This window comes from Pseudomonas helmanticensis (assembly GCF_900182985.1).
GTDB lineage: Bacteria > Pseudomonadota > Gammaproteobacteria > Pseudomonadales > Pseudomonadaceae > Aquipseudomonas > Aquipseudomonas helmanticensis.
Genome location: NZ_FXUY01000001.1, coordinates 3,830,332 through 3,851,786 on the forward strand (window position 1 = coordinate 3,830,332; position 21,455 = coordinate 3,851,786).

The following is a 21,455-nucleotide window of genomic DNA, read 5'->3' on the forward strand; positions in this document are numbered from 1 at the left end:
ATGCTCGAACATTCTGCTGGAGCCGGCCCTTGAAAGCCCTCGACGAACTGACCTTCGACAATCGCTTTGCCCGCCTGGGCGACGCGTTCTCCGCCCATGTGCTGCCCGAGCCGATCGACAATCCGCGTCTGGTCGTGGCGAGCCCGGCGGCCCTGGCCTTGCTCGATCTCGATCCGGCGACCGCTGAAACCGAGGAATTTGCCGAACTGTTCGGCGGCCACAAGCTGTGGGCCGATGCCGAGCCGCGAGCGATGGTCTATTCCGGGCATCAGTTCGGCGGCTATACGCCGCAACTGGGTGATGGTCGTGGTTTGTTGCTCGGCGAGGTCTACAACACTGCCGGCGAGCATTGGGACTTGCACCTCAAGGGCGCCGGGCAGACGCCGTTTTCGCGCATGGGCGATGGCCGCGCGGTGTTGCGTTCGTCGATCCGCGAGTTCCTTGCCTCCGAAGCCTTGTACGCGCTGAACATTCCTTCCTCGCGGGCAGCCTGCGTGATCGGCTCCGACACCCCGGTGTGGCGCGAAAAGCAGGAACGCGCGGCGATGGTGCTGCGCTTGGCGCCGAGCCATGTCCGCTTCGGCCACTTCGAATATTTCTACTACACCAAACGTCCCGAGCAGCAAAAGCAGCTCGGCGAACACGTTTTGGCAATGCACTTCCCTGAGTGCCTGGAGCAACCGGAACCGTATCTGGCGATGTTCCGCGAAATCGTCGAGCGCAACGCCGAACTGATCGCCAAATGGCAGGCCTACGGCTTCTGCCACGGCGTGATGAACACCGACAACATGTCGATCCTCGGCATCACGTTCGACTTCGGCCCGTTCGCCTTCCTCGATGACTTCGACGCTAACTTCATCTGCAATCATTCGGATGATCAGGGGCGTTACTCGTTCAGCAATCAGGTGCCGGTCGGCCAATGGAACCTCAGCGCACTGGCGCAGGCGTTGACGCCGTTCATCAGCGTTGAAGCCCTGCGCGAAACCCTCGGCTTGTACCTGCCACTGTTCCAGGCGCACTACCTCGACCTGATGCGCCGGCGCCTCGGCTTTACCAGCGCTGAAGATGACGACCAGCTACTGCTGGAAAACCTGCTGCAACTGATGCAGAACAGCGGCGTCGACTACACGCTGTTCTTCCGCCGACTCGGTGAAGAGTCGGCCGAACAGGCCGTCGCCCGGTTGCGTGATGACTTCGTCGACATCAAGGGTTTTGATGCCTGGGGTGAACGCTACGTCGCCCGGGTTGCCCGCGATGGCGATGCTGATCAAACGCAGCGCCAAGCGCGGATGCATGCGGTCAATCCGCTGTACATCCTGCGCAACTATCTGGCGCAAAAAGCCATCGATGCGGCTGAGCAAGGGGATTACTCAGAAGTACGCCGACTGCATGCGGTGTTGAGCAAACCGTTTGAAGAGCAGCCGGGGATGGAGGGTTATGCCGAGCGGCCACCGGAGTGGGGCAAGCATTTGGAGATCAGTTGTTCTTCCTGATGGCCAACGCCTCATCTTGATAAACAGTTCGTACGACTCCAGATAAGTCGTACGAACCGCAGAACTCCAATGAGCCAAACATGACCAACCCAGTCCTCATCCCCTGCCCCTCCTGCAACGGCCTCAACCGTATCCCCGCCGAGCGCCTCGCTGACCAGCCCAAGTGCGGTCGCTGCAAATCCGCGGTGCTGTTGAGCAAACCGTTCGAACTCAAGCAAGGCGATTACGCCAGTCAGATCAAGGGTGATCTGCCGTTGCTGGTGGATGTCTGGGCGCAGTGGTGTGGGCCGTGCAAGTCGTTTGCGCCGCTGTTCGAGCAGGCGGCGGCGCAATTGGCGGGCAAGTGTCGGTTGGCCAAGCTCGACAGCGAGGCGAATCAGCAGTTGTCGGCGCAGTTGGGGATTCGCTCGATTCCGAGTCTGATTCTGTTCAGGAACGGCCGGGAGGTGGCGCGGCAGAGCGGTGCGTTGCCGTTGCCGCAATTGATGGCGTGGCTGCGTAGCCAGGGCATCTGAAACACCACAAATCCAACTGTAGGAGTGAGCCTGCTCGCGATGGCGTTCGTCCAGCCAACATCTATGTGGCTGACACACCGCTATCGCGAGCAGGCTCACTCCTACAGGGGATCTGCGTAGCTCAAGAGATCAGTGCCCTTCGAGCAAGTTATGCAGTTCAACAAACTGCTGAGTCAGCTTGTGTCGCGGATCGAGATGGATCAGCGGCGTGCTGGCCTGGTGCGACTCGCGCATGCGCACTGAGCTGGTCAGGTACACCGGCAGCACCGGCAAGCCTTCGGCAATCAGCTCATCGAGAATCTGCTGCGGCAGGCTGGCCCGGGCCTGGAACTGGTTGACCACGATGCCTTCGACTTCCAGGCCTTCGTTGTGGTCATCCTTCAATTCTTCAATCTCGGCCATGAGACCGTAGAGGGCCTGACGCGAAAAACTGTCGCAATCGAAGGGAATCAATACCCGATCAGCGGCAATCAGCGCCGATACCGCGTAGAAATTCAATGCTGGCGGTGTATCCAGGTAGATCCGGTCGTAATCTTCCGCCAACTCATCGAGCAACTTGCGCAGCTTGTTGATCTTGTGTTTCGCCTCGAGCTTGGGTTGCAGGTCGGCCAGCTCGGCGGTGGCGGTGATGATGTGCAGGTTGTCGAACGGCGTTTCGTAGATGTCCGCCTGGTTTTTCTTCGAGAACGGCCCGGACGACAGCGTCTGCTTGAAGAAGTCGGCAATGCCCATCGGGATGTCGTCGCCGGTGAGCCCGGTCAGATACTGAGTGGAGTTGGCTTGGGCATCGAGATCCACCAACAGCGTGCGATAACCCTCGCTGGCGCTGACCGCCGCCAGATTGCAGGCAATGCTGGACTTGCCTACGCCACCTTTCTGATTGAACACCACGCGCCGCATGACAAAACCTCCGTGTATCAAAGAATGACCGAGTGTAGATGCGCGCGACCTCGCTTCGCTACCTTCACGGACACGGACTACAAAGTCAGGTGCAAATATCTCCGTGTGCCTGGCGCAAAAACTGTCATTGATCGTCGCGATGCCCGACAGACAAGCCGCCGCCAATCTGGATAATGGCCAAGTGACAGTTTTTCAGCGTACGACTCAGTACATTTTACTGCGCAAAATGTAACCAGCATTTGCTACACACTCGTCGCACCGGGATAATGCGCGCCACCCGGCGCCAAGCGCCACGTCAAGCCTGCTGCGGTTCTGGCGACTCAACGCGTCAACAATAGCCCGCAGGGGCGGGATGAAATCCGTGATCAACTTCAACATCGCCCAATGGCGCGCGTGGGCCCCCGGGCTCGACAGCGTGGACGCCTGGCAGGCCTGGAGCCGACAACCGGTGGTGCTCCAGGCCAGTGATGCCGCGCCCGATGTGTCGTTTTTGCCGGCCATGCAGCGTCGGCGTCTCAGTCGCTTGGCGCGGATGGCGTTCAGTGTCGGCTGGCCACTGGCCGACGGACGGGAAAACCTGCCCCTGGTATTCGTTTCCCGCCATGGTGAAACCCCACGCACCTACGAGATTCTCCGCGATCTGGCCACCGAGCAACCGCTGTCGCCGACCCAGTTCAGCCTGTCGGTGCATAACGCGATCATCGGCCTGTGGTCGATCATGCGCGGTGAAACCAGCGAAATGACCGCCCTCGCTGCGGCGGGCGACGGTCTCGAACACGGCATGCTCGAAGCGGCAGCGCTGCTCAACGAAGGCGCCCCGGCGGTGCTGCTGGTGATCACTGAAGAACAACCGCCCGCAGCGTATTCGGAGTGGATCGACGATGTGCCGTTTCCGTATGCGGTCGGTCTGTTGCTCACCCCGGGTACCGATTGGCGGCTGACCCTGAACAGCACCACAGAAGCACTGTCCAAAGCGCACTGGCCCCACGCGCTCAATCTGCTGCGAACCCTGCTCGGCCAGCAACCCCTTTGCCAACATGCCTGGAAAAATCGCGTATGGACCTGGCAACGCAGCCTGTGACCGAGAAAAACCGCGACGCCTACTACTGGCGCCTGCTGGCCACCGCCGCCAGCTTTGCCCTGTTCGGGCTGGGCGGGTTGTGCCTGCGCGTGCTGGTGTTTCCGCTGCTCGGCTGCCTGCCCGGCGATGCGCGCGCGCATCGCCGGCGTGCGCGGCAGACCGTCAGTCGGCTGTTCTGGTTTTTCGTGCGGTTCATGGCCCGCACCGGCGTGCTGACCTACGACATTCAAGGCGCCGAGCGTCTCGGTCGGCCAGGGCAGATGATCATCGCCAACCACCCGTCGCTGATCGACGTGGTGTTCCTCATCGGTCTGGTGCGCCAGGCCAACTGCGTGGTGAAGAAAAGCCTGTGGGAAAACCCCTTCACGCGCGGACCACTGCGCAGCACCGAATACATCAGCAACGACGGCAGCATGGACATGCTCGATGCCGCCGCCCAAGCCCTGCAAAACGGCCAGACCCTGATCATTTTCCCCGAAGGCACGCGCACCCAGCCGGGGCAGGCGCCGGCCTTTCATCGGGGCGCGGCGGCGATTGCCCTGCGCGGTGCGAAAATCCTCACCCCGGTGATTATCAAGGTCAACCCGACCACGCTGACCAAAGCCGAACCGTGGTATCGGATCCCATGCCGCCGCGTGCACTTCAGTTTTCGAATCGGCGCCGATATAGACCCACAGACCTTCGCCGCGCAGGGGCCTGCACCGCAAGCCTCGCGCAAGCTCAACGATTATTTGCACTCTTACTTTATTAAGGAGCTCGCCGAAGATGAGCGATCTGAATCGTGACATCAAACTGCTGATCATCGATGCCCTCGGTCTTGAAGACATCAGCGCCGACGACATCGGCGACGAGCAGACGCTGTTCGGCGAAGGCCTCGGCCTGGATTCCGTTGACGCGCTGGAACTGGGGCTGGCGATCCAGAAAAAATACGGCATCAAGATCGACGCCGATGCCAAAGACACCCGTAACCATTTCACCAACGTGGCCAGCCTTGCGGCGTTCGTCACGGCAAAACAGGCAGCTTGAGACCGGACCATGCAAACTCGTGACGATATTTTCAACACCCTGCGCGATGCCCTGGTCGAGCTGTTCGAACTGGATCCGGCCCGTGTGAGCCTGGACTCCAACCTGTATCAGGATCTGGAAATCGACAGCATCGACGCCGTCGATCTGATCGATCACATCAAGCGCCAGACCGGCAAGAAAATCGCCGCCGAAGAATTCAAATCGGTGCGCACCGTCGGTGACGTGGTCGAGGCGGTCTACCGTCTGGTTCAACCGGCCGCATGAGCCGATTGATCGGCCTCGGCCTGCTGCTGGCCGGTCTGCTGTACCCCTTTGCGGTGTATTTCGGCATGGAGCATTTTGCCCCGTGGCAGTTCGGTCTGCTGCTCGGCAGTCTGTGGCTGGCGCGGGCCCTGAGCGGCGAGCGCAAGCCTGGCAGCCTGTGGATGGCGTGCGTGGCCATTGTCTTCTGCGTGTTGTTGGCGCTGTTCGACAGTCCGCTGTTGCTGCGCTGGTATCCGGTGCTGATCAGCGGCTTCATGCTGGTGCTATTCAGCCTGAGCCTGAAATACGGGCCGCCGATGGTTGAGCGTCTGGCGCGCCTGCGTGAGCCGGAGCTGCCGGACATCGCGATTCGCTACACGCGCAAGGTCACGGTGGCCTGGAGCGTGTTTTTCTTCTTTAACGGTTTGTGCGCCGCCCTCCTGACCCTGTGGGCGCCGCTGAATTGGTGGATGTTGTACACCGGCCTGATCTCCTATGGATTGATCGGCCTGATGTTTGCCATTGAATGGCTGATACGACAACGGGTAAGAGGCCGTACATGAACTGGATAAAACTTGAGCAGCTGTTGCTCAAGGCTGTGCCGGCGCGGGCAATCAGCCACGCACCGGCCATTGATCACGCGCAGTTGTGTGAACAGGCGCTGAGCGTCGCCGCCGGCCTGCAAGCCCGGGGCGTCAAGCGTGTGGCTGTGCATCTGGAAGATGCTGCCGACCTGGCCATCGTCTTGCTGGGTGCGTGGCGTGCAGGCGTCAGCGTTCTGTTGCCATCGGATCTGCAAGCGCAAACCCGCCAGCGTTGGTCAGGCGAAGTTGACTTGTGGCTGACCGATCAATCCGCTGACGCGCAACTGCACGACTTTCAGCAGCCACCGCTGCCTGGCGCTGCACTGGATCTCGATCAGTGCCGCCTGAGCCTGTGCACTTCCGGCTCCAGCGGTGAACCCAAGCGTATCGACAAGACCCTGCGCCAACTGGCCAATGAGGTCGAGGCGCTGGAACAACTGTGGGGCGCTGATCTCGCTGACGCCTGCATCATCGGCAGCGTCGCCACCCAACATATCTACGGTTTGCTGTTTCGCGTGCTGTGGCCGCTGTGCGCCGGGCGCCCGTTCGTGCGCAAGCAACTGGCATTCCCCGAAGACTTGCAACGCGCCAGCCGCGAATGTCCGGCGTTCGCCTGGGTCGCCAGCCCGGCGCTGCTCAAGCGCATGGGCGACAACCTCGACTGGCCGGCCCTGAGCGTCGTGCGCCGGGTGTTTTCCTCCGGTGGCGCGTTACCGGCAGACGCCGCACACAGCCTGCATCAGCGGTTGCAGCAGTGGCCGACCGAGATTCTCGGCAGCTCGGAAACCGGCGGCATCGCCTGGCGTCAGGGCGAACAACTGTGGCAGCCATTTGCGGGTGTTGAATTGAGTCAGGACGCCGACGGTGCACTGCTGATTGCGTCGCCTTATCTGCCTGCCGGCCACATCGAACACACCGCCGATGCCGCGCGCATCGCCGCCGATGGCCGCTTCGAGTTGCTTGGACGTCTGGACCGCATCGTCAAACTGGAAGAAAAACGCATCTCCCTGCCGATGCTCGAGCAAGCTTTGGTCGCCCATGCCTGGGTCGCCGAAGCGCGCCTGGGCGTGGTCCAGGAAAATCGCGCGTCGCTGGGCGCCCTGCTGGTCCTCAGCGAAGCGGGCCTGTTCGCCTTGCGTGAACACGGCCGGCGCAGCCTGACTGAGGGCCTGCGCCAGCATTTGCGTCAACATTGTGAAGCGCTGGCCCTGCCGCGACGCTGGCGGCTGGTGCGGCAATTGCCGCTGAACAGCCAAGGCAAACTGCCTCAGGCTGACGTCGAAGCGTTGCTGCTGGCGCCACGGCCGAAGGCCCCCGAAGTGCTTGAGCAAATCGAGACGGACGGCGAGTGGAGCCTGCAACTGGGCGTGCCGGCGGATCTGGCCTATTTCAGTGGGCACTTTCCCAAGGCCCCGGTTTTGCCGGGCGTTGTGCAGGTGGAATGGGCGCTGAATCTGGCTCGGCAACTGCTGAATCTGGGCGGCGCGTTTGCCGGCATGGAAGTGCTGAAATTCCAGCAACTGGTGCGCCCGGGGGATGAAATTCAGCTGCATCTGCGCTTTGATCCGGAGCGCAGCAAGTTGTATTTCGCTTATCGCAATGACACGGCGACGTGCTCCAGTGGGCGGATTCTTTTGGGTGTAGAGCATGATTGACCTTGGTGAGTGCTGCGCACTCAATCGCGAGCAGGCTCACTCCTACAGGGATCGCGGTTTTCCACAGGAGAACTGTTATGCATAACCCTTGCGCGGTGATTCCGGTTTATAACCACGAAACAGCGATCGGAACGGTGGTCGAGGCTCTGCTCGAGCAAGGTCTGCCGTGCATTCTGGTCGACGATGCGAGCACACCCTCCTGCGCCCGCGTACTCGATACGCTGGCCGAGCGCGACAACGTGCATCTGGTACGCCTCACCGCCAACCAAGGCAAGGGCGGCGCGGTGATGACCGGCCTGCGTGAGGCCTCAAGACTGGGCTTCAGCCATGCCTTGCAGGTCGATGCCGACGGTCAGCACGACTTGCACGATGTCGCGCGGTTTGTCGACGAATCCCGCGCCCACCCCGAGGCGTTGATCTGCGGTTATCCGCTGTTCGACGAGAGCGTGCCGAAGGGCCGCCTGTATGCGCGCTATCTGACCCATGTCATGGTCTGGATCAACACGCTGTCACTGCAGATCCGTGATTCGATGTGCGGTTTTCGCGTGTACCCGCTGGTGCCGACACTGGCCCTGATCGACTCGGCAAAAATCGGCAAACGGATGGATTTCGACTCGGACATTCTCGTCCGCCTGGCGTGGCGCAATCAGCCGATGCGCTGGCTGCAGACCAGCGTGCATTACCCGCTGGACGGCATGTCGCACTTTCGCCTGTTCCACGACAACGCGTTGATTTCGAGCATGCACACACGCTTGTTCTTCGGCATGTTGCTGCGCCTTCCCGTGATCCTCTGGCGACGGTGGCGAGCATGACCGGCGAAACCGACAAGAAGCACTGGGCGGACCGCGAGGAACGCGGCAGCTTCCTGCTGATGAAATTCACGGCGCTCGCCGCCAAGCTCTTGGGGCGACGCCTGCTCAGCCCATTGTTGTACGGCATCGTTCTGTACTTTTTCCTGTTCGGCCGCACGGCACGGCGCAGTGCCTGGCAATACCAGCAGCGCCTCGCCGAATCGACCCGGCGCGAAGATTTGCGTCCGAGTCATCGGCGGGTGTTTGGCCAGTTCATGGCCTTCGCCGACTCCATGCTCGACAAACTCGACGTGTGGAACGGCAAGCTGCGCATCGAACAGATCGAGATCATCGACCCGGCGCTGCTGCGCAACCAGTTGCGCGGCAGTCGCGGGCAACTGCTGGTCGGCGCGCACCTGGGCAACCTCGAGGTGTGCCGCGCACTGGCGGAGATCGGTGAGAAGGTCACCATGAACGTGCTGGTGCACACCAAGCACGCCGAGCAATTCAACCGTTTGCTCGGTGAAGCCGGAGCGACCAACCTGCGCCTGATTCAGGTCAGCGAGCTCGACCCGGTGATCATGCTGCAACTGCATGAGCGGTTGGAGCGCGGCGAGTGGCTGGCGATTGCCGGTGACCGTGTGCCGCTACACGGCGGGCGCAGCGTGACCGTGGACTTTCTCGGCCATCCGGCGCCGTTCCCGCAAGGCCCGTGGCTGCTGGCCGGTTTGCTCAAATGCCCGGTCAATCTGCTGATGTGCCTGAAACAGCCGGACGGCCACTATCGCCTGACCCTCGAACCCTTCGCCGAGACCATCGTGTGGAAGCGCAGCGAGCGCGAGCAGGTCATTCATCAGTGGGCCACCCGCTATGCGCAGCGCCTGAGTCACTATTGCCTCGAAGCGCCGCAACAATGGTTCAACTTTTACCCTTTCTGGAAGACCGATGACGACGCCAACCCATGAGCCGGTAACCTTCGGCGAACGCCCATTGCGCATCGAAGACGTGCTGGCCCTGGCCAACCGTCAGGCGCCCGTGCAATTGCAGAGCGACGCCGATTACCGCGAGCGCATCGCCAAGGGCGCGCGGTTCCTTGATTCGCTGCTGGACAAGGAAGGCGTGATCTATGGCGTGACCACCGGTTACGGCGACTCCTGCGTGGTCGCGGTGCCGTTGCATCACGTCGAAGCGTTGCCGCGTCACCTCTACACCTTCCACGGTTGCGGGTTGGGCAAACTGCTCGACGCGCAAGCCACCCGCGCGGTGCTGGCAGCGCGTTTGCAGTCGTTGTGCCACGGAGTTTCCGGGGTGCGCGTAGAGCTTCTCGAACGCCTGCACGCCTTTCTCGAATATGACATCCTGCCGCTGATTCCCGAAGAAGGCTCGGTCGGTGCCAGCGGCGATCTGACGCCGCTGTCCTACGTCGCCGCGACACTCTCCGGCGAGCGTGAAGTGATGTTCCGTGGCGAACGCCGTCAGGCTGCCGACGTGCATCGCGAACTTGGCTGGACGCCTTTGGTGCTGCGTCCGAAAGAAGCGTTGGCGCTGATGAACGGCACCGCCGTAATGACTGGCCTCGCCTGCCTCGCCTTTGCCCGCGCCGACTATCTGCTGCAACTGGCCACGCGCATCACCGCGCTCAACGTGGTCGCGCTGCAAGGTAATCCGGAACACTTCGACGAACGTCTGTTCGCCGCCAAACCGCATCCGGGGCAAATGCAGGTCGCCGCGTGGCTGCGCAAGGATCTGGCGATCGACGCGCCGACCGCGCCGCTGCACCGCTTGCAGGATCGCTACTCGCTGCGTTGCGCCCCGCACGTGCTCGGCGTCTTGGCTGACAGCCTGAACTGGCTGCGTTCGTTCATCGAAATCGAACTGAACAGCGCCAACGACAACCCGATCATCGACGCCGAAGCCGAGCGCGTGCTGCACGGCGGGCACTTCTACGGTGGCCATATCGCCTTCGCCATGGACAGTCTGAAAAACCTCGTGGCCAACGTCGCCGACCTGCTCGATCGGCAACTCGCGCTGCTGGTCGACGAGCGTTACAACCACGGTTTGCCGAGCAACTTGTCCGGCGCGCCAGCGGATCGCGCAATGCTCAACCACGGCTTCAAGGCTGTGCAGATCGGCACCAGCGCCTGGACCGCCGAAGCGCTGAAAAACACCATGCCGGCCAGCGTGTTCTCGCGCTCCACCGAGTGCCACAACCAGGACAAAGTGAGCATGGGCACCATCGCCGCCCGCGATGCGATCCGTGTGCTGGAGCTGACCGAACAGGTCGCCGCTGCCACCCTGCTCGCCGCCAACCAAGGCGTATGGCTGCGCGCGCAGGCCGAGGACGCGCGACCGCTGCCGCCGTCGCTGGCAGCGATGCACGCAGAGCTGGCCAAGGATTTCCCGCCGGTGATCGAAGACCGCGCGCTGGAAGGCGAACTGCGCCTGTGCCTGCAACGCATCGCCGCGCAACACTGGAGGCTGCATGCGTAGCGCCGGAGTGCTTCACGCCGACACGGAAATCCTCGTACCGTTTTTCGACGTCGACACCATGCACGTGGTCTGGCACGGCCATTACGTCAAATACCTCGAAGTCGCGCGGTGTGCGCTACTCGACAAGATCGGCCACAACTACACGCACATGGTCGAATCCGGGTTCGCCTGGCCGATCATCGACCTGCAACTGCGCTACGTGCGCGGCGCGGTGTTCGGCCAGCGCTTGAATGTGCGCGCCAATCTGGTCGAGTGGGAAAATCGCCTGAAGATCAACTACCTGATCACCGACCTGCAAACCGGCGAGCGCCTGACCCGCGCCAGCTCGGTGCAGGTCGCCGTCGACGTAAGCAGCCGCGAGATGCAGCTGGCTTCGCCGAAAGTTTTCACCGATGCCGTGGAAAGGATGCTGCGATGAATGTTTTTGTTAAAACCTTGAGCGTATTGGCGCTGCTGACGGTGTCGGCGCTGGCCAATGCTTTCGAGCTGCAACAATTGAGCGAACAACTGGCAAAACCGGAGGTGATCCACGGCCGGTTCATCCAGGAAAAACACCTGCGTGCCCTGCCGCAGCCGCTGCTCAGCAAGGGCAATTTCGTCCTGGCGAAAAACCGCGGCCTGCTCTGGCTGCTGAAAACGCCATTGCAGCAGGACTACCGCATCACCGCACAGGGCATCGCTCGTCGCGACGATAACGGCTGGCAACTGCTGCCGAACAAGAGCGCCGGGGCCGAGCAGAACCGCTTGTTCCTCGCCGTACTGCAAGGCGACAGCAGCGGCCTGCAACGCGACTTCGAACTGGCCCTGAGTGGCGACGCGCAACAGTGGAAACTCACCCTGACCCCGCGCTCGCTGCTGCTCAAGCAAGTGTTCAAACAGATCAACATCGACGGCGGCGCGCTGGTGCAGACCATCGAACTGCTGGAAACCCAGGGCGACAGCACTGTGCTGCGCATGCAGGACAGCATCGCCAATCAACCGTTGAGCGACGCGGAGCAACATGACTTTGCCGAGTGAACGCAGGCTGCCCTGGCTGTTTCTTATCCTGCTGCTGGCAGTCGTTGCGCTGGCCGGTTGGCAATGGCGTGACGGCGCGCCGCTGTCGGCGAACCTGATGGAACTGGTGCCCGGCACCAACCCTGATGCCCTCGAACTGCGCGCCGAACAGCGCATGCAAGAACCGCTCAACCGCGAAATGCTGGTGCTGGTCGGCCACGCCGATCGCCAGCAAGCGGTGGCCATGGCGCAGACGCTGGGCGAGCAATGGCAGGCCAGCGGGCTGTTCGAAAAAGTCCAGTGGAACCTGCAAGCGGACTTGCCAGCCTTGCGCACGCAATTGCTGCAAGGGCGGCTGGCGATGCTCTCGGCGGACGACCGGCAACTGCTCAGCGAACACCCCGACGTCTTCATTCAACAACGCGTGCAGGCACTGTTCGACCCGTTCACTGGGTTCAGTCTGGTGCCGAGCCAGGACGACTGGCTGGGCCTGACCGGACGCATCCAGAACAGCCAGCCGAAACACGGCGCAGTGCAACTGGACATCGGCAGCGGGGCATTGGTCGCCGATGCCGACGGCAAGAGCTGGGTGATGCTGCGCGCGCGCACAACCGGCAACGCCTTCGACATGAACCTGCCGCTGCAAGTGGCCGACCTGCTCCAGCACAGTCGCGAGCAAGCGGCAAAATCCGACGTGCAACTGCTCGCCGCCAGTGGCCTGCTGTACGCGGCCAACGGTCAACAACAGGCAACGCGCGAAATGACCTGGGTCGGCGGCGGTGCCACGCTCGGCATTCTGCTGTTGCTGCTGTTGGCGTTTCGCCGCTGGCGGGTCTTGCTGGCCTTCGTGCCGGTGCTGGTCGGCATGTTGTTCGGCGCGGTGGCGTGCGTGGCACTGTTCGGCCACATGCACGTGATGACGCTGGTACTGGGCTCAAGCCTGATCGGCGTCGCCGTCGATTATCCGCTGCACTATCTGTCGAAAAGCTGGAGCCTGAAACCATGGCGCAGTTGGCCGGCGCTGCGCCTGACCGTGTCCGGGCTGACGCTGAGCCTGATCACCAGCGTCATCGGATATCTGGCACTGGCCTGGACGCCGTTTCCGGCGCTGACGCAAATTGCCGTGTTCTCCGCAGCCGGGTTGCTCGGTGCGTACCTGTCGGCGGTGTGTCTGCTGCCAGCGCTGCTGAAAAACCTTGAGCTGCGTCCCGCACAATGGCCGCTGCGACTCGCCGAACGCTTGGTCAATCTGCGCGAAAAACTGCTTGAGCGGGTGCGTACCCCGGTCCTGCTAGCGCTGCTGATCGCCTTCTGCACCGGCGGTCTGGTGCAGCTGCAAAGCAAGAACGATATCCGCCAATGGGTCGGCGCGCCGCAGCGTCTGACCGATGAAGCGCAGACCATCGCGCGCATCACCGGCTATCAGCCGACCAGCCAATTCTTCCTCGTGCGCGCCGCCGATCAGCAGCAACTGCTTGAACGCCAGGCGGCGCTCAGCGAGCGCCTGGAACAACTGGTCAACCTCGACAAACTGCAAGGCTATCTGGCCCTCGATCAACTGGTCAGCCCGCCGAGCCAACAGGAGCAGGTGCGCGCAGCGCTGAATAAACTGCCGCAATACTGGCAGCCGCTACTCGACCTTGGCGTTCCGCTCGCGGCGCTGCAAACCGAGTTGCAACAGTTGCAAACGGTGCCTGCCGAAGACATCGACACCGCGCTGGCCGGCCCGCTCGGCGAGCCTTATCGCATGCTCTGGCTAGGCCCGAGCGCCGAGGGCGTGGCGGCGATGACCAGCCTGCAAGGCTTGAACAACCCTGCGCTGTTGCGGATTCAGGCACTGGACTTACCGGGTGTGACATTGGTCGATCGTCTCGGTGAATTGAATGCGGTGTTCGCCGCCACGCAGATCAGCGCAGCCGAATTGAAGCTCGCCTCGTGCGTGTTGATCGTGCTGGTACTGATCCTGCCGTTCGGCTTCGGCGGTGCCTTGCGTATCGTTGCCCTGCCGCTGCTGGCAGCGCTGTGCAGTCTGGCCAGCCTCGGTTGGCTCGGCCAGCCGCTGACCCTGTTCAGCCTGTTCGGCCTGCTGCTGGTCACGGCGATCAGTGTCGATTACGCGATCCTCATGCGTGAACAGGTCGGCGGTGCGGCGGTGAGCCTGCTCGGCACATTGCTGGCGGCGCTGACGACATGGCTGTCGTTCGGTCTGCTGGCGGTTTCGAGCACGCCGGCGGTGAGCAATTTCGGCCTGTCGGTAAGCCTCGGTCTTGCCTTCAGCTTCCTGCTGGCACCGTGGGCCGGACGTCACGAACACCCTGCGCCGGTTGCGGAGCCGGCAGCATGATGGTCGTTGCCTTCTGGCTGCTGGCCCTGGCGTTGTTTGTCGCGGCCACCCGTGTCGGTCGTCATTTCGGCTTGATCCCGATTGTCAGTCAGTTGCTGTTGGCGAGTTTCGGCTTGCCGCTGCTGATGTACTTCTGGATCGAACCGGGCTGGCAGCTCAGCGGCGCGCAACTGATCGCACCGGACTGGTTGAAGAGTCTGTACAGCCTGAGTTTTGCCCTGCTGCTCGGGCATATCCTCAGTGATGTGATCGATCTGCAACTTGATCGCCAAAGCGTGAAAATCGCCGTGCCGAGTTTCGCCGTGCCATTCGTCTGTGGCCTGGCGACGGCTTACTGGCTGCTGCCCACACAACCATGGCTCAACTCACTGGCTATCGGCCTGGTGTTCGCGATTACCGCGATTCCGGTGCTGTACCTGTATCTGCGCCATATCGACTATCCACCGGCCGCCACCCGACGGCTGGTGCAAACCGCGATCCTCATCGACCTGACGTGCTGGACGCTGTTCGGCCTCGCTCAGGGTAGCCTGCACCTGAGCAGTCTGTTGCTGCCGGTGGGGCTTGCGTGCGTGCCATTGCTGCTGCGTCTGCTCGGTGTACGGCGACCGCTGACCTACAGCCTCGGTTTCTTCGCGCTGCTGGTCATGGCCGAGCATTACAAACTCAATGCGCTGATTTTCGGCATCGGCTATCTGCTGTGCATGGCTGCGCTGAAAGTGCCGCTGGTGCTGCCAGTACCGGCGCGCTGGATGAGCCGCTTGCAGACGTGGATCGCCATCCCGTTGATCCTCACATTCGGCATCGTGCAGATCGATGTGCACAGCGCCGTCGCCAGCCTTGGCGCCCTGCAATGGGCAGCACTGCTGCTGGTGCCGATTGCCAGCAAACTGCTGGGCAACTGGCTCGGCCTCGGCTGGGCCGGCGCCTCGTTCGAAGGCGCCAGCCGCTGGCGCGAAAGCGTGCTGCTGAACATTCGTGGCCTGAGCGAAATCGTCTTTCTCAATTTGCTGCTGCAACAACAGCTCATCACGCCTGCGCTGTACTTCGCGCTGATGCTGATGGGCCTGATTGCCACGCTGTTGCCGGCCCTGATCGGCCTGCACAGCGCCCCACTGAATTTGAACAACCCTTTGCCCCGGAGCTCGCGTGCCAATCGTTGAAATGGAATCCCGTCAGGTCGTGATCATCGGCGCCGGCCCGTCCGGCGCAATCGCTGCAGCATTGCTCAAGCGCAAGGGCCACGATGTGCTGGTCATTGAACGCCAGCACTTTCCGCGTTTTTCCATCGGTGAAAGCCTGCTCAGCCATTGCCTGGATTTCGTCGAAGAAGCCGGCATGCTCGAGGCGGTCAACGCCGCCGGTTTCCAACGCAAAACCGGCGCTGCGTTTGCCTGGGGCGAGCGTTATAGCGCGTTCGATTTCAGCGATACGTTCTCCGCAGGCAAGCCCACCACTTTCCAGGTGCAACGCGCCGATTTCGACAAATTGCTGGCTGATCAGGCGGCGTTGCAAGGCGCCGAGATTCGCTATGGCGATGCCATCGTCAGCGTGGATTTCGAGCGAGTAAAACCGCAGCTTGATGTACGTCGCGAGGACGGCAGCGAATACCGCGTCGAAGCGGATTTCGTCCTCGATGCCAGCGGCTACGGCCGCGTGCTGTCACGCTTGCTCGATCTCGAAGCACCGTCGAATTTCCCGGTGCGTCAGGCGGTGTTTACCCACGTCGAGGATCACATCGACAGCCCCGCGTTCGACCGTGAAAAAATCCTCGTCACCACCCATCCGCAGCATCGCGACATCTGGTTCTGGACGATCCCGTTCAGCAACGGTCGTTGCTCAGTGGGCGTGGTCGCGGCCGCCGAACATTTCGCCGGTCGCGATGCCGACCTTGATGCTTGCCTGCGCAGCTTCATCGCTGAAACACCAAGCCTTGCCGACGTCCTCGACAACGCCGTATGGGACACCCCTGCGCGCACCCTCGGCGGCTACGCAGCCAACGTCAAAACCCTGCACGGCCCGGGTTTTGCCTTGCTCGGCAACGCGGCGGAGTTTCTCGACCCGGTGTTCTCCTCCGGGGTGACCATCGCCATGCGGTCGGCGAGCATGGCGGCGGCGGTGCTGCATCGTCAGTTGCAAGGCGAAACGGTCGACTGGCAGCGCGAATTTGCCTTGCCGCTGAAACGTGGCGTCGACACCTTCCGCTGCTACGTCGAAGGCTGGTATGCCGGTACGTTCCAGGACGTGATTTTCTACGAGGACAGCCAGGCGGAGATTCGCCGGATGATCTGCTCGATCCTCGCCGGTTACGCCTGGGACGAACGCAACCCGTTCGTCAGCGAGGCGCGCCGCCGCTTGAAGATGATTTCCGAACTCTGTGCAAAGGACGCCACATGAACTACTTGAGCGACAGCTACGTCGAGGAAACCCGTTTCGGTTTCTGGTTCCTGCGCAGCCATACCTGGCAGCACCATGTCTTGCGCGTGGCGATCAACGATTTGCGCGGGCTGTTCAGCGAACCGTTGCCGGAACATCCGGTGTTGCTGGACGCCGGTTGCGGCCAGGGCAAGTCGTTCGGTCACTTGCGCCAGACCTTTGCACCCCAGCGCTTGATTGGCATCGATGCCGACCCGCACAGCCTTGAACTGAGCGGCGAGGAAGCCAAACGTCTGAGCCTTGATGTCGAGCTGATCGGCAGTGACTGCGCTACCCTGAATGTGCCGGACGCGAGCGTCGACCTGCTGTTCTGCCACCAGACTTTTCATCATCTGGTCGAGCAGGAAAAAGCCCTCGCCGAGTTCTATCGCGTGCTCAAGCCGGGCGGTTATCTGCTTTTCGCCGAGTCCACCGAGGCTTACATTGATACCTGGGTGATTCGCTGGTTGTTCCGCCATCCGATGCATGTGCAGAAAAGCGCGGGGCAGTACCTGGAAATGATTCGCGAGCAGGGTTTCGAGTTTGCCGAGCGCAATGTTTCGTACCCGTATCTGTGGTGGAGCCGGTCGAAGGATTTTGGCTTGCTTGAAAGATTTGGCCTGCTCAAGCCGAAGCCGTTCGGGCAGCGTGAAGAAACGCTGGTCAATGTCGTCGCGCGCAAGCCACTGCAGGGTGACCGTTGATGCGACACATTACCTGTGGGAGCGAGCCTGCTCGCGAAAGCGATAGGTCAGCCAATCTCTTTGTCGAATGTGCAGGCGCCTTCGCGAGCAGGCTCGCTCCCACAGTGACCGCAGCGCTGCGACTGGTGATGATCGGCGTTGTATTGCTGTTAAGTGCCTGCGCCAGCCAGGCACCGTTGCCGGCGGGCAACCCGACTCTGCCATTGCCGCTGCAACTGCACATCGAGCGCGATCAGGCCGGGCAACGCCAGGACTGGCTGCTGGTGATCCAGCGTGAAGGCTCCGGCATTCGCTGGTCGATGATGGACCCGCTAGGCATTCCCCAGGCCCGTCAGCAACTGATCGACGGGCATTGGCAGGCCGATGGTCTGCTGCCGCCCAATCCGGAAGCTCGCGAGCTGTTCGCTGCGCTACTGTTTGCTCTGACCCCGGCCAACGAACTGCTGCGCAATTATCCCGACGCGCAACAACAGGTCGGGCAACGTTCGCTGCCGGCGCGCTGGGACATCCGTTATGCACAACCGCTGAGCTTTCAAATGAATCTGCCCCAAGGCCCGCACTATCGCGTGTCTGCGCTGGATGAATCGACACCATGACCGCCTACCTGAATGCCCTCGGGGTGATTTGCTCACTGGGCCGCGACAAGCAAAGCATCGCGCACAAGCTGTTTGCCGGCGATTGCTCGGGCATGCGCCACGAATCCGGCTGGGTCGCGGAGCGTGATTTGCCGGTGGCTGCCGTGCAGGGTGAACTGGCGGCGATTCCAGCAGCACTCGCCGAGCAGAGCAGCCGCAACAATCAGTTGTTGCTCGAAGCCGCAATGCAGATTCGCGATGACATCGATCAGGCGATCCGCACCTACGGCCGCGAGCGCATCGGCGTGGTGCTCGGCACCAGCACCTCGGGCATCGACGAGGCCAGCCGTGGCCTGGCGCACTACATTCGTGAACAGCAATTTCCGGCGCAATACGATTACCGTCAGCAGGAGCTTGGCGCTCCAGCGAATTTCCTTGCCGACTGGCTGCAACTCAGCGGCCCGGCCTATGTGATTTCCACCGCTTGCACGTCGAGTGCGCGGGCCTTGATGAGCGCTCAGCGCCTGCTCGACCTGGGCCTGTGCGACGCGGTGCTGTGCGGCGGGGTCGACAGTCTGTGCAAACTGACGCTCAACGGTTTCTCGTCACTTGAGGCGGTTTCAGCGGAGCGCTGCAATCCGTTTTCGGCCAATCGCAACGGCATCAACATCGGCGAGGCGGCGGTGCTGTTCGTGATGAGCAAACAGCCAGGCGACGGCCCGGCCATCGCCTTGCTCGGCGCCGGTGCCAGCTCCGACGCGCACCATATTTCCGCGCCCGAACCGAGCGGCCGCGGTGCGCTGCAAGCGATGCAGAAAGCCTTGAGCCGCGCTCAGTTGCAAGCCGCGCAAATCAATTATCTGAACCTGCACGGCACCGCCACGCAACACAACGACGCCATGGAAAGCCTCGCCGTCGCCGCGCTGTTCCCCGAAGGCGTCGCCTGCTCATCGACCAAACCGCTGACCGGCCATACCCTCGGCGCTGCCGGCGCGCTGGAAGCCGCGTTCTGCTGGCTGAGCCTCAGCGCCGACAACCCCGCCCACCTTTTGCCACCGCACGTCTGGGACGGCCAGGCCGACCCGGCTCTGCCGCCCCTGAAGTGGGTGACCGCAGACGAACGCCTGACGTCCATTGCACCCCGCTACCTGATGAGCAACTCGTTTGCTTTCGGCGGCAACAACGTCAGCCTGATTATCGGAGATGCCCCATGACTGCCTGGCCGCTCGCTGAGCTGCTGCCCCATGCGGGCGACATGATCCTGATCGACAGCATCGAAAGCTTCGACGATGAACAGATCTACACCACGCTCACGGTCAAGCCTGACGGTTTGTTCAACCTGCCCGACGGCAGCCTGCCGGCGTGGGTCGGCATCGAGTTGATGGCGCAAAGCGTCGCGGCCTTCGCCGGTTGCCATGCGCGCCAGCAAGGCAAACCGGTGGAGTTGGGTTTCCTGCTCGGCACGCGCAAGTTCGAGTGCAACGTCGACGCGTTTCCAGCCGGCAGCGAATTGACCATTCATGGCATTCGCTCGCTGGAAGACGACAACGGCATGGGCGTTTTCGAATGCCATATCAACGCGCCCGGCATCGAAGCGACTGCCCGGTTGAATGTGTTCCGGCCGCCTGCAGCGGCTGATTATCTTGTGCAAAAAAAGGAGTCGAACGATGACTGAATCCGTACTGGTCACCGGCTCCAGCCGTGGCATCGGCCGCGCCATTGCCTTGCGCCTGGCACAAGCCGGGCACGACATCGTCGTGCATTGCCGCAGCGGCGTAGCGGAAGCCCAAGCGGTGCAGGCTGAAATCGAAGCGTTGGGGCGCAAGGCGCGCATTCTGCAATTCGATGTCGCCGACCGCGAAGCCTGCAGAAGCATTCTCGAAGCCGACGTTGAAAACCACGGTGCCTATTACGGCGTGGTGCTCAACGCCGGTCTGACCCGCGACGGCGCGTTTCCAGCGCTGAGCGATGACGATTGGGACGTGGTGCTGCGCACCAACCTCGACGGTTTCTACAACGTTCTGCACCCGGTGATGATGCCGATGATCCGCCGCCGCGCCGCCGGTCGCATTGTTTGCATCACTTCCGTCTCGGGGCTGATCGGCAACCGTGGCCAAGTCAACTACAGCGCCTCCAAGGCCGGTGTGATCGGCGCGGCAAAGGCGTTGGCGATCGAGCTGGGCAAGCGCAAAATCACCGTTAACTGCGTCGCGCCGGGCCTGATCGACACGGCCATGCTCGACGAAAACGTGCCGGTGGAAGAACTGATGAAAATGATCCCCGCGCAACGCATGGGCACGCCTGAAGAGGTGGCCAGTGCGGTGAATTTCCTGATGTCGGCGGAAGCCTCGTACATCACCCGCCAGGTCCTGGCGGTCAACGGAGGCTTGTGCTGATGAAGCGCGTCGTCGTCACCGGCATGGCCGGTATCACTTCGCTGGGCAGCGACTGGCAGACCATCGCCGGCAATTTCGCCGCCAACCGCAGCGGCATCCGCCGGATGGACGAGTGGGATCGCTTCAGCGAACTCAACACGCGCCTCGCCGGCCCCATCGATGACTTCGTCGTGCCCGCGCACTGGACGCGCAAACAACTGCGCAGCATGGGCCGGGTGTCGCGGCTAGCAGTCGGCGCGGCGGAAAAAGCCCTCGCCGATGCCGGCCTGTTGGGCGACCCGACGATCAAGGACGGGCGTATGGGCGTGGCCTGTGGTTCATCTACCGGCAGCACCGACGAGATCAAGGCGTTCGGCAACATGCTGCTCAACTCGGTCGCTGAAGGCCTCAACGCCAACTCCTACGTGCGGATGATGCCGCACACCACGGCCGCCAATATCAGCATCTTCTTTGGCCTCACCGGGCGTTTGATCCCGACGTCCAGCGCCTGCACCAGCGGCAGCCAGGGCATCGGCTACGCCTATGAGGCCATCAAGTTCGGTCGCTTGCCGCTGATGCTTGCCGGCGGCGCCGAAGAACTCTGCCCGACCGAAGCGATGGTCTTCGATGCGCTCTACGCCACCAGTCTGAAAAACGATGCGCCGCAGACCAGCCCGCGTCCGTATGACAAAGGCCGCGACGGTCTGGTGATCGGTGAAGGCGGCGGCATGCTGGTGCTCGAAGAGCTGGAACATGCCCTCGCGCGCGGTGCGCACATCCACGCCGAACTCGTCGGTTTCGGCAGCAACGCCGACGGCCAGCACACCACCCGCCCCGAGCAAACGACCATGCGCCGCGCGATGGAACTGGCGCTGGAAGACGCCGGGCTGACACCGGATGCCATCGGCTATGTCAACGGCCACGGCACCGCCACCGAACAGGGCGACATTGCCGAAACCCTGGCGACCAGCAGCCTGTTCGGTGAACGCATGCCGATCAGCTCGCAGAAGAGCTTCCTCGGCCACACACTGGGCGCCTGCGGTGCACTGGAATCGTGGTTCAGCATTGAGATGATGAATCGCGACCAGTACGTGCACACGTTCAACCTAGACGAGGTCGATCCGCACTGCGGCAAGCTCGACTACCTGCGCGGTGAATTCCGCCAGATGCACCACGACTATGTGATGAACAACAATTTCGCGTTCGGTGGCGTCAACACCTCGTTGATTTTCCGTCGCTGGCCGCAACCGAATTAATCCAGGTCAAGGAGA

The 21,455-nt window shown here is 62.2% G+C and carries 23 protein-coding genes; 22 read left to right on the forward strand and 1 reads right to left on the reverse strand.

Going from position 1 to position 21,455, the window contains the following annotated elements:
- Positions 1 to 29: 29 nt before the first annotated feature.
- Entirely contained in the window at positions 30 to 1,493 is a 1,464-nt protein-coding gene (selO, locus tag QOL84_RS17085; protein ID WP_283437958.1) for a protein adenylyltransferase SelO, read from the forward strand.
- Between the two features lie 80 nt (positions 1,494 to 1,573).
- Positions 1,574 to 2,008 carry a thioredoxin TrxC gene (gene trxC, locus QOL84_RS17090; protein WP_283437959.1) on the forward strand — a complete coding sequence of 145 codons (435 nt, stop codon included), beginning with the start codon at positions 1,574 to 1,576 and terminating at the stop codon, positions 2,006 to 2,008.
- A gap of 129 nt (positions 2,009 to 2,137) precedes the next feature.
- On the opposite strand, the gene QOL84_RS17095 is transcribed toward trxC, so the two are convergent.
- Positions 2,138 to 2,908, reverse strand: a complete 771-nt coding sequence (locus QOL84_RS17095) for a ParA family protein (protein WP_283437960.1) — start codon at positions 2,906 to 2,908, stop codon at positions 2,138 to 2,140.
- Between the two features lie 352 nt (positions 2,909 to 3,260).
- Between QOL84_RS17095 and QOL84_RS17100 the strand changes: the two genes are divergently transcribed.
- The 20 genes from QOL84_RS17100 to QOL84_RS17195 all read left to right on the forward strand — a co-directional run bounded on the left by QOL84_RS17100 (position 3,261) and on the right by QOL84_RS17195 (position 21,440).
- Positions 3,261 to 3,989, forward strand: coding sequence for a beta-ketoacyl synthase chain length factor (locus QOL84_RS17100; RefSeq protein WP_283437961.1), 729 nt, complete (start codon positions 3,261 to 3,263; stop codon positions 3,987 to 3,989).
- Positions 3,965 to 4,774, forward strand: a complete 810-nt coding sequence (locus QOL84_RS17105; RefSeq protein ID WP_283437962.1) for a lysophospholipid acyltransferase family protein — start codon at positions 3,965 to 3,967, stop codon at positions 4,772 to 4,774. Before QOL84_RS17100 ends, QOL84_RS17105 begins: the two co-directional genes overlap by 25 nt.
- Positions 4,755 to 5,015 (forward strand): phosphopantetheine-binding protein, encoded by a 261-nt coding sequence (locus QOL84_RS17110; protein WP_110719529.1) that lies wholly within the window; start codon positions 4,755 to 4,757, stop codon positions 5,013 to 5,015. The genes QOL84_RS17105 and QOL84_RS17110 overlap by 20 nt, the downstream gene beginning before the upstream one ends.
- 9 nt (positions 5,016 to 5,024) lie before the next feature.
- Positions 5,025 to 5,279: an acyl carrier protein gene (locus QOL84_RS17115; RefSeq protein ID WP_064388843.1), complete on the forward strand. Its 255-nt coding sequence runs from the start codon at positions 5,025 to 5,027 to the stop codon at positions 5,277 to 5,279.
- Positions 5,276 to 5,821: a COG4648 family protein gene (locus QOL84_RS17120; RefSeq protein ID WP_283437963.1), complete on the forward strand. Its 546-nt coding sequence runs from the start codon at positions 5,276 to 5,278 to the stop codon at positions 5,819 to 5,821. Before QOL84_RS17115 ends, QOL84_RS17120 begins: the two co-directional genes overlap by 4 nt.
- Positions 5,818 to 7,497 carry an acyl-CoA synthetase family protein gene (locus QOL84_RS17125; protein ID WP_283437964.1) on the forward strand — a complete coding sequence of 560 codons (1,680 nt, stop codon included), beginning with the start codon at positions 5,818 to 5,820 and terminating at the stop codon, positions 7,495 to 7,497. The genes QOL84_RS17120 and QOL84_RS17125 overlap by 4 nt, the downstream gene beginning before the upstream one ends.
- A 77-nt stretch (positions 7,498 to 7,574) precedes the next feature.
- Positions 7,575 to 8,309, forward strand: coding sequence for a glycosyltransferase family 2 protein (locus QOL84_RS17130; protein ID WP_283437965.1), 735 nt, complete (start codon positions 7,575 to 7,577; stop codon positions 8,307 to 8,309).
- Complete coding sequence (locus QOL84_RS17135) at positions 8,306 to 9,253, forward strand: lysophospholipid acyltransferase family protein (protein ID WP_283437966.1); 948 nt, start codon at positions 8,306 to 8,308, stop codon at positions 9,251 to 9,253. Before QOL84_RS17130 ends, QOL84_RS17135 begins: the two co-directional genes overlap by 4 nt.
- Complete coding sequence (locus QOL84_RS17140) at positions 9,234 to 10,778, forward strand: HAL/PAL/TAL family ammonia-lyase (RefSeq protein ID WP_129388042.1); 1,545 nt, start codon at positions 9,234 to 9,236, stop codon at positions 10,776 to 10,778. Before QOL84_RS17135 ends, QOL84_RS17140 begins: the two co-directional genes overlap by 20 nt.
- The gene (locus tag QOL84_RS17145) at positions 10,771 to 11,196 is read left to right on the forward strand and encodes an acyl-CoA thioesterase (protein WP_201230110.1); all 426 of its coding nucleotides are present in this window, start codon (positions 10,771 to 10,773) and stop codon (positions 11,194 to 11,196) included. The genes QOL84_RS17140 and QOL84_RS17145 overlap by 8 nt, the downstream gene beginning before the upstream one ends.
- Positions 11,193 to 11,795, forward strand: a complete 603-nt coding sequence (locus QOL84_RS17150) for an outer membrane lipoprotein carrier protein LolA (RefSeq protein ID WP_283437967.1) — start codon at positions 11,193 to 11,195, stop codon at positions 11,793 to 11,795. Before QOL84_RS17145 ends, QOL84_RS17150 begins: the two co-directional genes overlap by 4 nt.
- Positions 11,779 to 14,118, forward strand: coding sequence for an MMPL family transporter (locus tag QOL84_RS17155; protein ID WP_283437968.1), 2,340 nt, complete (start codon positions 11,779 to 11,781; stop codon positions 14,116 to 14,118). Before QOL84_RS17150 ends, QOL84_RS17155 begins: the two co-directional genes overlap by 17 nt.
- On the forward strand, positions 14,115 to 15,278 hold the full coding sequence (locus QOL84_RS17160) for a cation:proton antiporter (protein ID WP_283437969.1): 1,164 nt from the start codon (positions 14,115 to 14,117) through the stop codon (positions 15,276 to 15,278). Before QOL84_RS17155 ends, QOL84_RS17160 begins: the two co-directional genes overlap by 4 nt.
- On the forward strand, positions 15,265 to 16,512 hold the full coding sequence (locus tag QOL84_RS17165) for an NAD(P)/FAD-dependent oxidoreductase (RefSeq protein WP_283437970.1): 1,248 nt from the start codon (positions 15,265 to 15,267) through the stop codon (positions 16,510 to 16,512). Before QOL84_RS17160 ends, QOL84_RS17165 begins: the two co-directional genes overlap by 14 nt.
- Positions 16,509 to 17,234, forward strand: a complete 726-nt coding sequence (locus QOL84_RS17170; protein ID WP_129388024.1) for a class I SAM-dependent methyltransferase — start codon at positions 16,509 to 16,511, stop codon at positions 17,232 to 17,234. The genes QOL84_RS17165 and QOL84_RS17170 overlap by 4 nt, the downstream gene beginning before the upstream one ends.
- 128 nt (positions 17,235 to 17,362) lie before the next feature.
- Complete coding sequence (locus QOL84_RS17175) at positions 17,363 to 17,830, forward strand: hypothetical protein (RefSeq protein WP_129396082.1); 468 nt, start codon at positions 17,363 to 17,365, stop codon at positions 17,828 to 17,830.
- Positions 17,827 to 19,023, forward strand: a complete 1,197-nt coding sequence (locus QOL84_RS17180) for a beta-ketoacyl-[acyl-carrier-protein] synthase family protein (protein WP_129388021.1) — start codon at positions 17,827 to 17,829, stop codon at positions 19,021 to 19,023. The genes QOL84_RS17175 and QOL84_RS17180 overlap by 4 nt, the downstream gene beginning before the upstream one ends.
- Positions 19,020 to 19,484, forward strand: coding sequence for a hotdog family protein (locus tag QOL84_RS17185; protein WP_129388018.1), 465 nt, complete (start codon positions 19,020 to 19,022; stop codon positions 19,482 to 19,484). The genes QOL84_RS17180 and QOL84_RS17185 overlap by 4 nt, the downstream gene beginning before the upstream one ends.
- Positions 19,477 to 20,205 carry a 3-oxoacyl-ACP reductase FabG gene (gene fabG, locus QOL84_RS17190; protein WP_129388015.1) on the forward strand — a complete coding sequence of 243 codons (729 nt, stop codon included), beginning with the start codon at positions 19,477 to 19,479 and terminating at the stop codon, positions 20,203 to 20,205. Before QOL84_RS17185 ends, fabG begins: the two co-directional genes overlap by 8 nt.
- Entirely contained in the window at positions 20,205 to 21,440 is a 1,236-nt protein-coding gene (locus tag QOL84_RS17195; protein ID WP_283437971.1) for a beta-ketoacyl-ACP synthase, read from the forward strand. Before fabG ends, QOL84_RS17195 begins: the two co-directional genes overlap by 1 nt.
- The last annotated feature ends 15 nt before the right edge of the window (positions 21,441 to 21,455 follow it).

Excerpts from the sequence above, each read along its gene's own strand:
- trxC (WP_283437959.1), top strand. The coding sequence starts at position 1,574 with ATGACCAACCCAGTCCTCATCCCCTGCCCCTCCTGCAACGGCCTCAAC.
- QOL84_RS17095 (WP_283437960.1), bottom strand. The coding sequence starts at position 2,908 with ATGCGGCGCGTGGTGTTCAATCAGAAAGGTGGCGTAGGCAAGTCCAGC.
- QOL84_RS17100 (WP_283437961.1), top strand. The coding sequence starts at position 3,261 with ATGAAATCCGTGATCAACTTCAACATCGCCCAATGGCGCGCGTGGGCC.
- QOL84_RS17105 (WP_283437962.1), top strand. The coding sequence starts at position 3,965 with ATGGACCTGGCAACGCAGCCTGTGACCGAGAAAAACCGCGACGCCTAC.
- QOL84_RS17110 (WP_110719529.1), top strand. The coding sequence starts at position 4,755 with ATGAGCGATCTGAATCGTGACATCAAACTGCTGATCATCGATGCCCTC.
- QOL84_RS17115 (WP_064388843.1), top strand. The coding sequence starts at position 5,025 with ATGCAAACTCGTGACGATATTTTCAACACCCTGCGCGATGCCCTGGTC.
- QOL84_RS17120 (WP_283437963.1), top strand. The coding sequence starts at position 5,276 with ATGAGCCGATTGATCGGCCTCGGCCTGCTGCTGGCCGGTCTGCTGTAC.
- QOL84_RS17125 (WP_283437964.1), top strand. The coding sequence starts at position 5,818 with ATGAACTGGATAAAACTTGAGCAGCTGTTGCTCAAGGCTGTGCCGGCG.
- QOL84_RS17130 (WP_283437965.1), top strand. The coding sequence starts at position 7,575 with ATGCATAACCCTTGCGCGGTGATTCCGGTTTATAACCACGAAACAGCG.
- QOL84_RS17135 (WP_283437966.1), top strand. The coding sequence starts at position 8,306 with ATGACCGGCGAAACCGACAAGAAGCACTGGGCGGACCGCGAGGAACGC.
- QOL84_RS17140 (WP_129388042.1), top strand. The coding sequence starts at position 9,234 with ATGACGACGCCAACCCATGAGCCGGTAACCTTCGGCGAACGCCCATTG.
- QOL84_RS17145 (WP_201230110.1), top strand. The coding sequence starts at position 10,771 with ATGCGTAGCGCCGGAGTGCTTCACGCCGACACGGAAATCCTCGTACCG.
- QOL84_RS17150 (WP_283437967.1), top strand. The coding sequence starts at position 11,193 with ATGAATGTTTTTGTTAAAACCTTGAGCGTATTGGCGCTGCTGACGGTG.
- QOL84_RS17155 (WP_283437968.1), top strand. The coding sequence starts at position 11,779 with ATGACTTTGCCGAGTGAACGCAGGCTGCCCTGGCTGTTTCTTATCCTG.
- QOL84_RS17160 (WP_283437969.1), top strand. The coding sequence starts at position 14,115 with ATGATGGTCGTTGCCTTCTGGCTGCTGGCCCTGGCGTTGTTTGTCGCG.
- QOL84_RS17170 (WP_129388024.1), top strand. The coding sequence starts at position 16,509 with ATGAACTACTTGAGCGACAGCTACGTCGAGGAAACCCGTTTCGGTTTC.
- QOL84_RS17175 (WP_129396082.1), top strand. The coding sequence starts at position 17,363 with ATGATCGGCGTTGTATTGCTGTTAAGTGCCTGCGCCAGCCAGGCACCG.
- QOL84_RS17180 (WP_129388021.1), top strand. The coding sequence starts at position 17,827 with ATGACCGCCTACCTGAATGCCCTCGGGGTGATTTGCTCACTGGGCCGC.
- QOL84_RS17185 (WP_129388018.1), top strand. The coding sequence starts at position 19,020 with ATGACTGCCTGGCCGCTCGCTGAGCTGCTGCCCCATGCGGGCGACATG.
- fabG (WP_129388015.1), top strand. The coding sequence starts at position 19,477 with ATGACTGAATCCGTACTGGTCACCGGCTCCAGCCGTGGCATCGGCCGC.
- QOL84_RS17195 (WP_283437971.1), top strand. The coding sequence starts at position 20,205 with ATGAAGCGCGTCGTCGTCACCGGCATGGCCGGTATCACTTCGCTGGGC.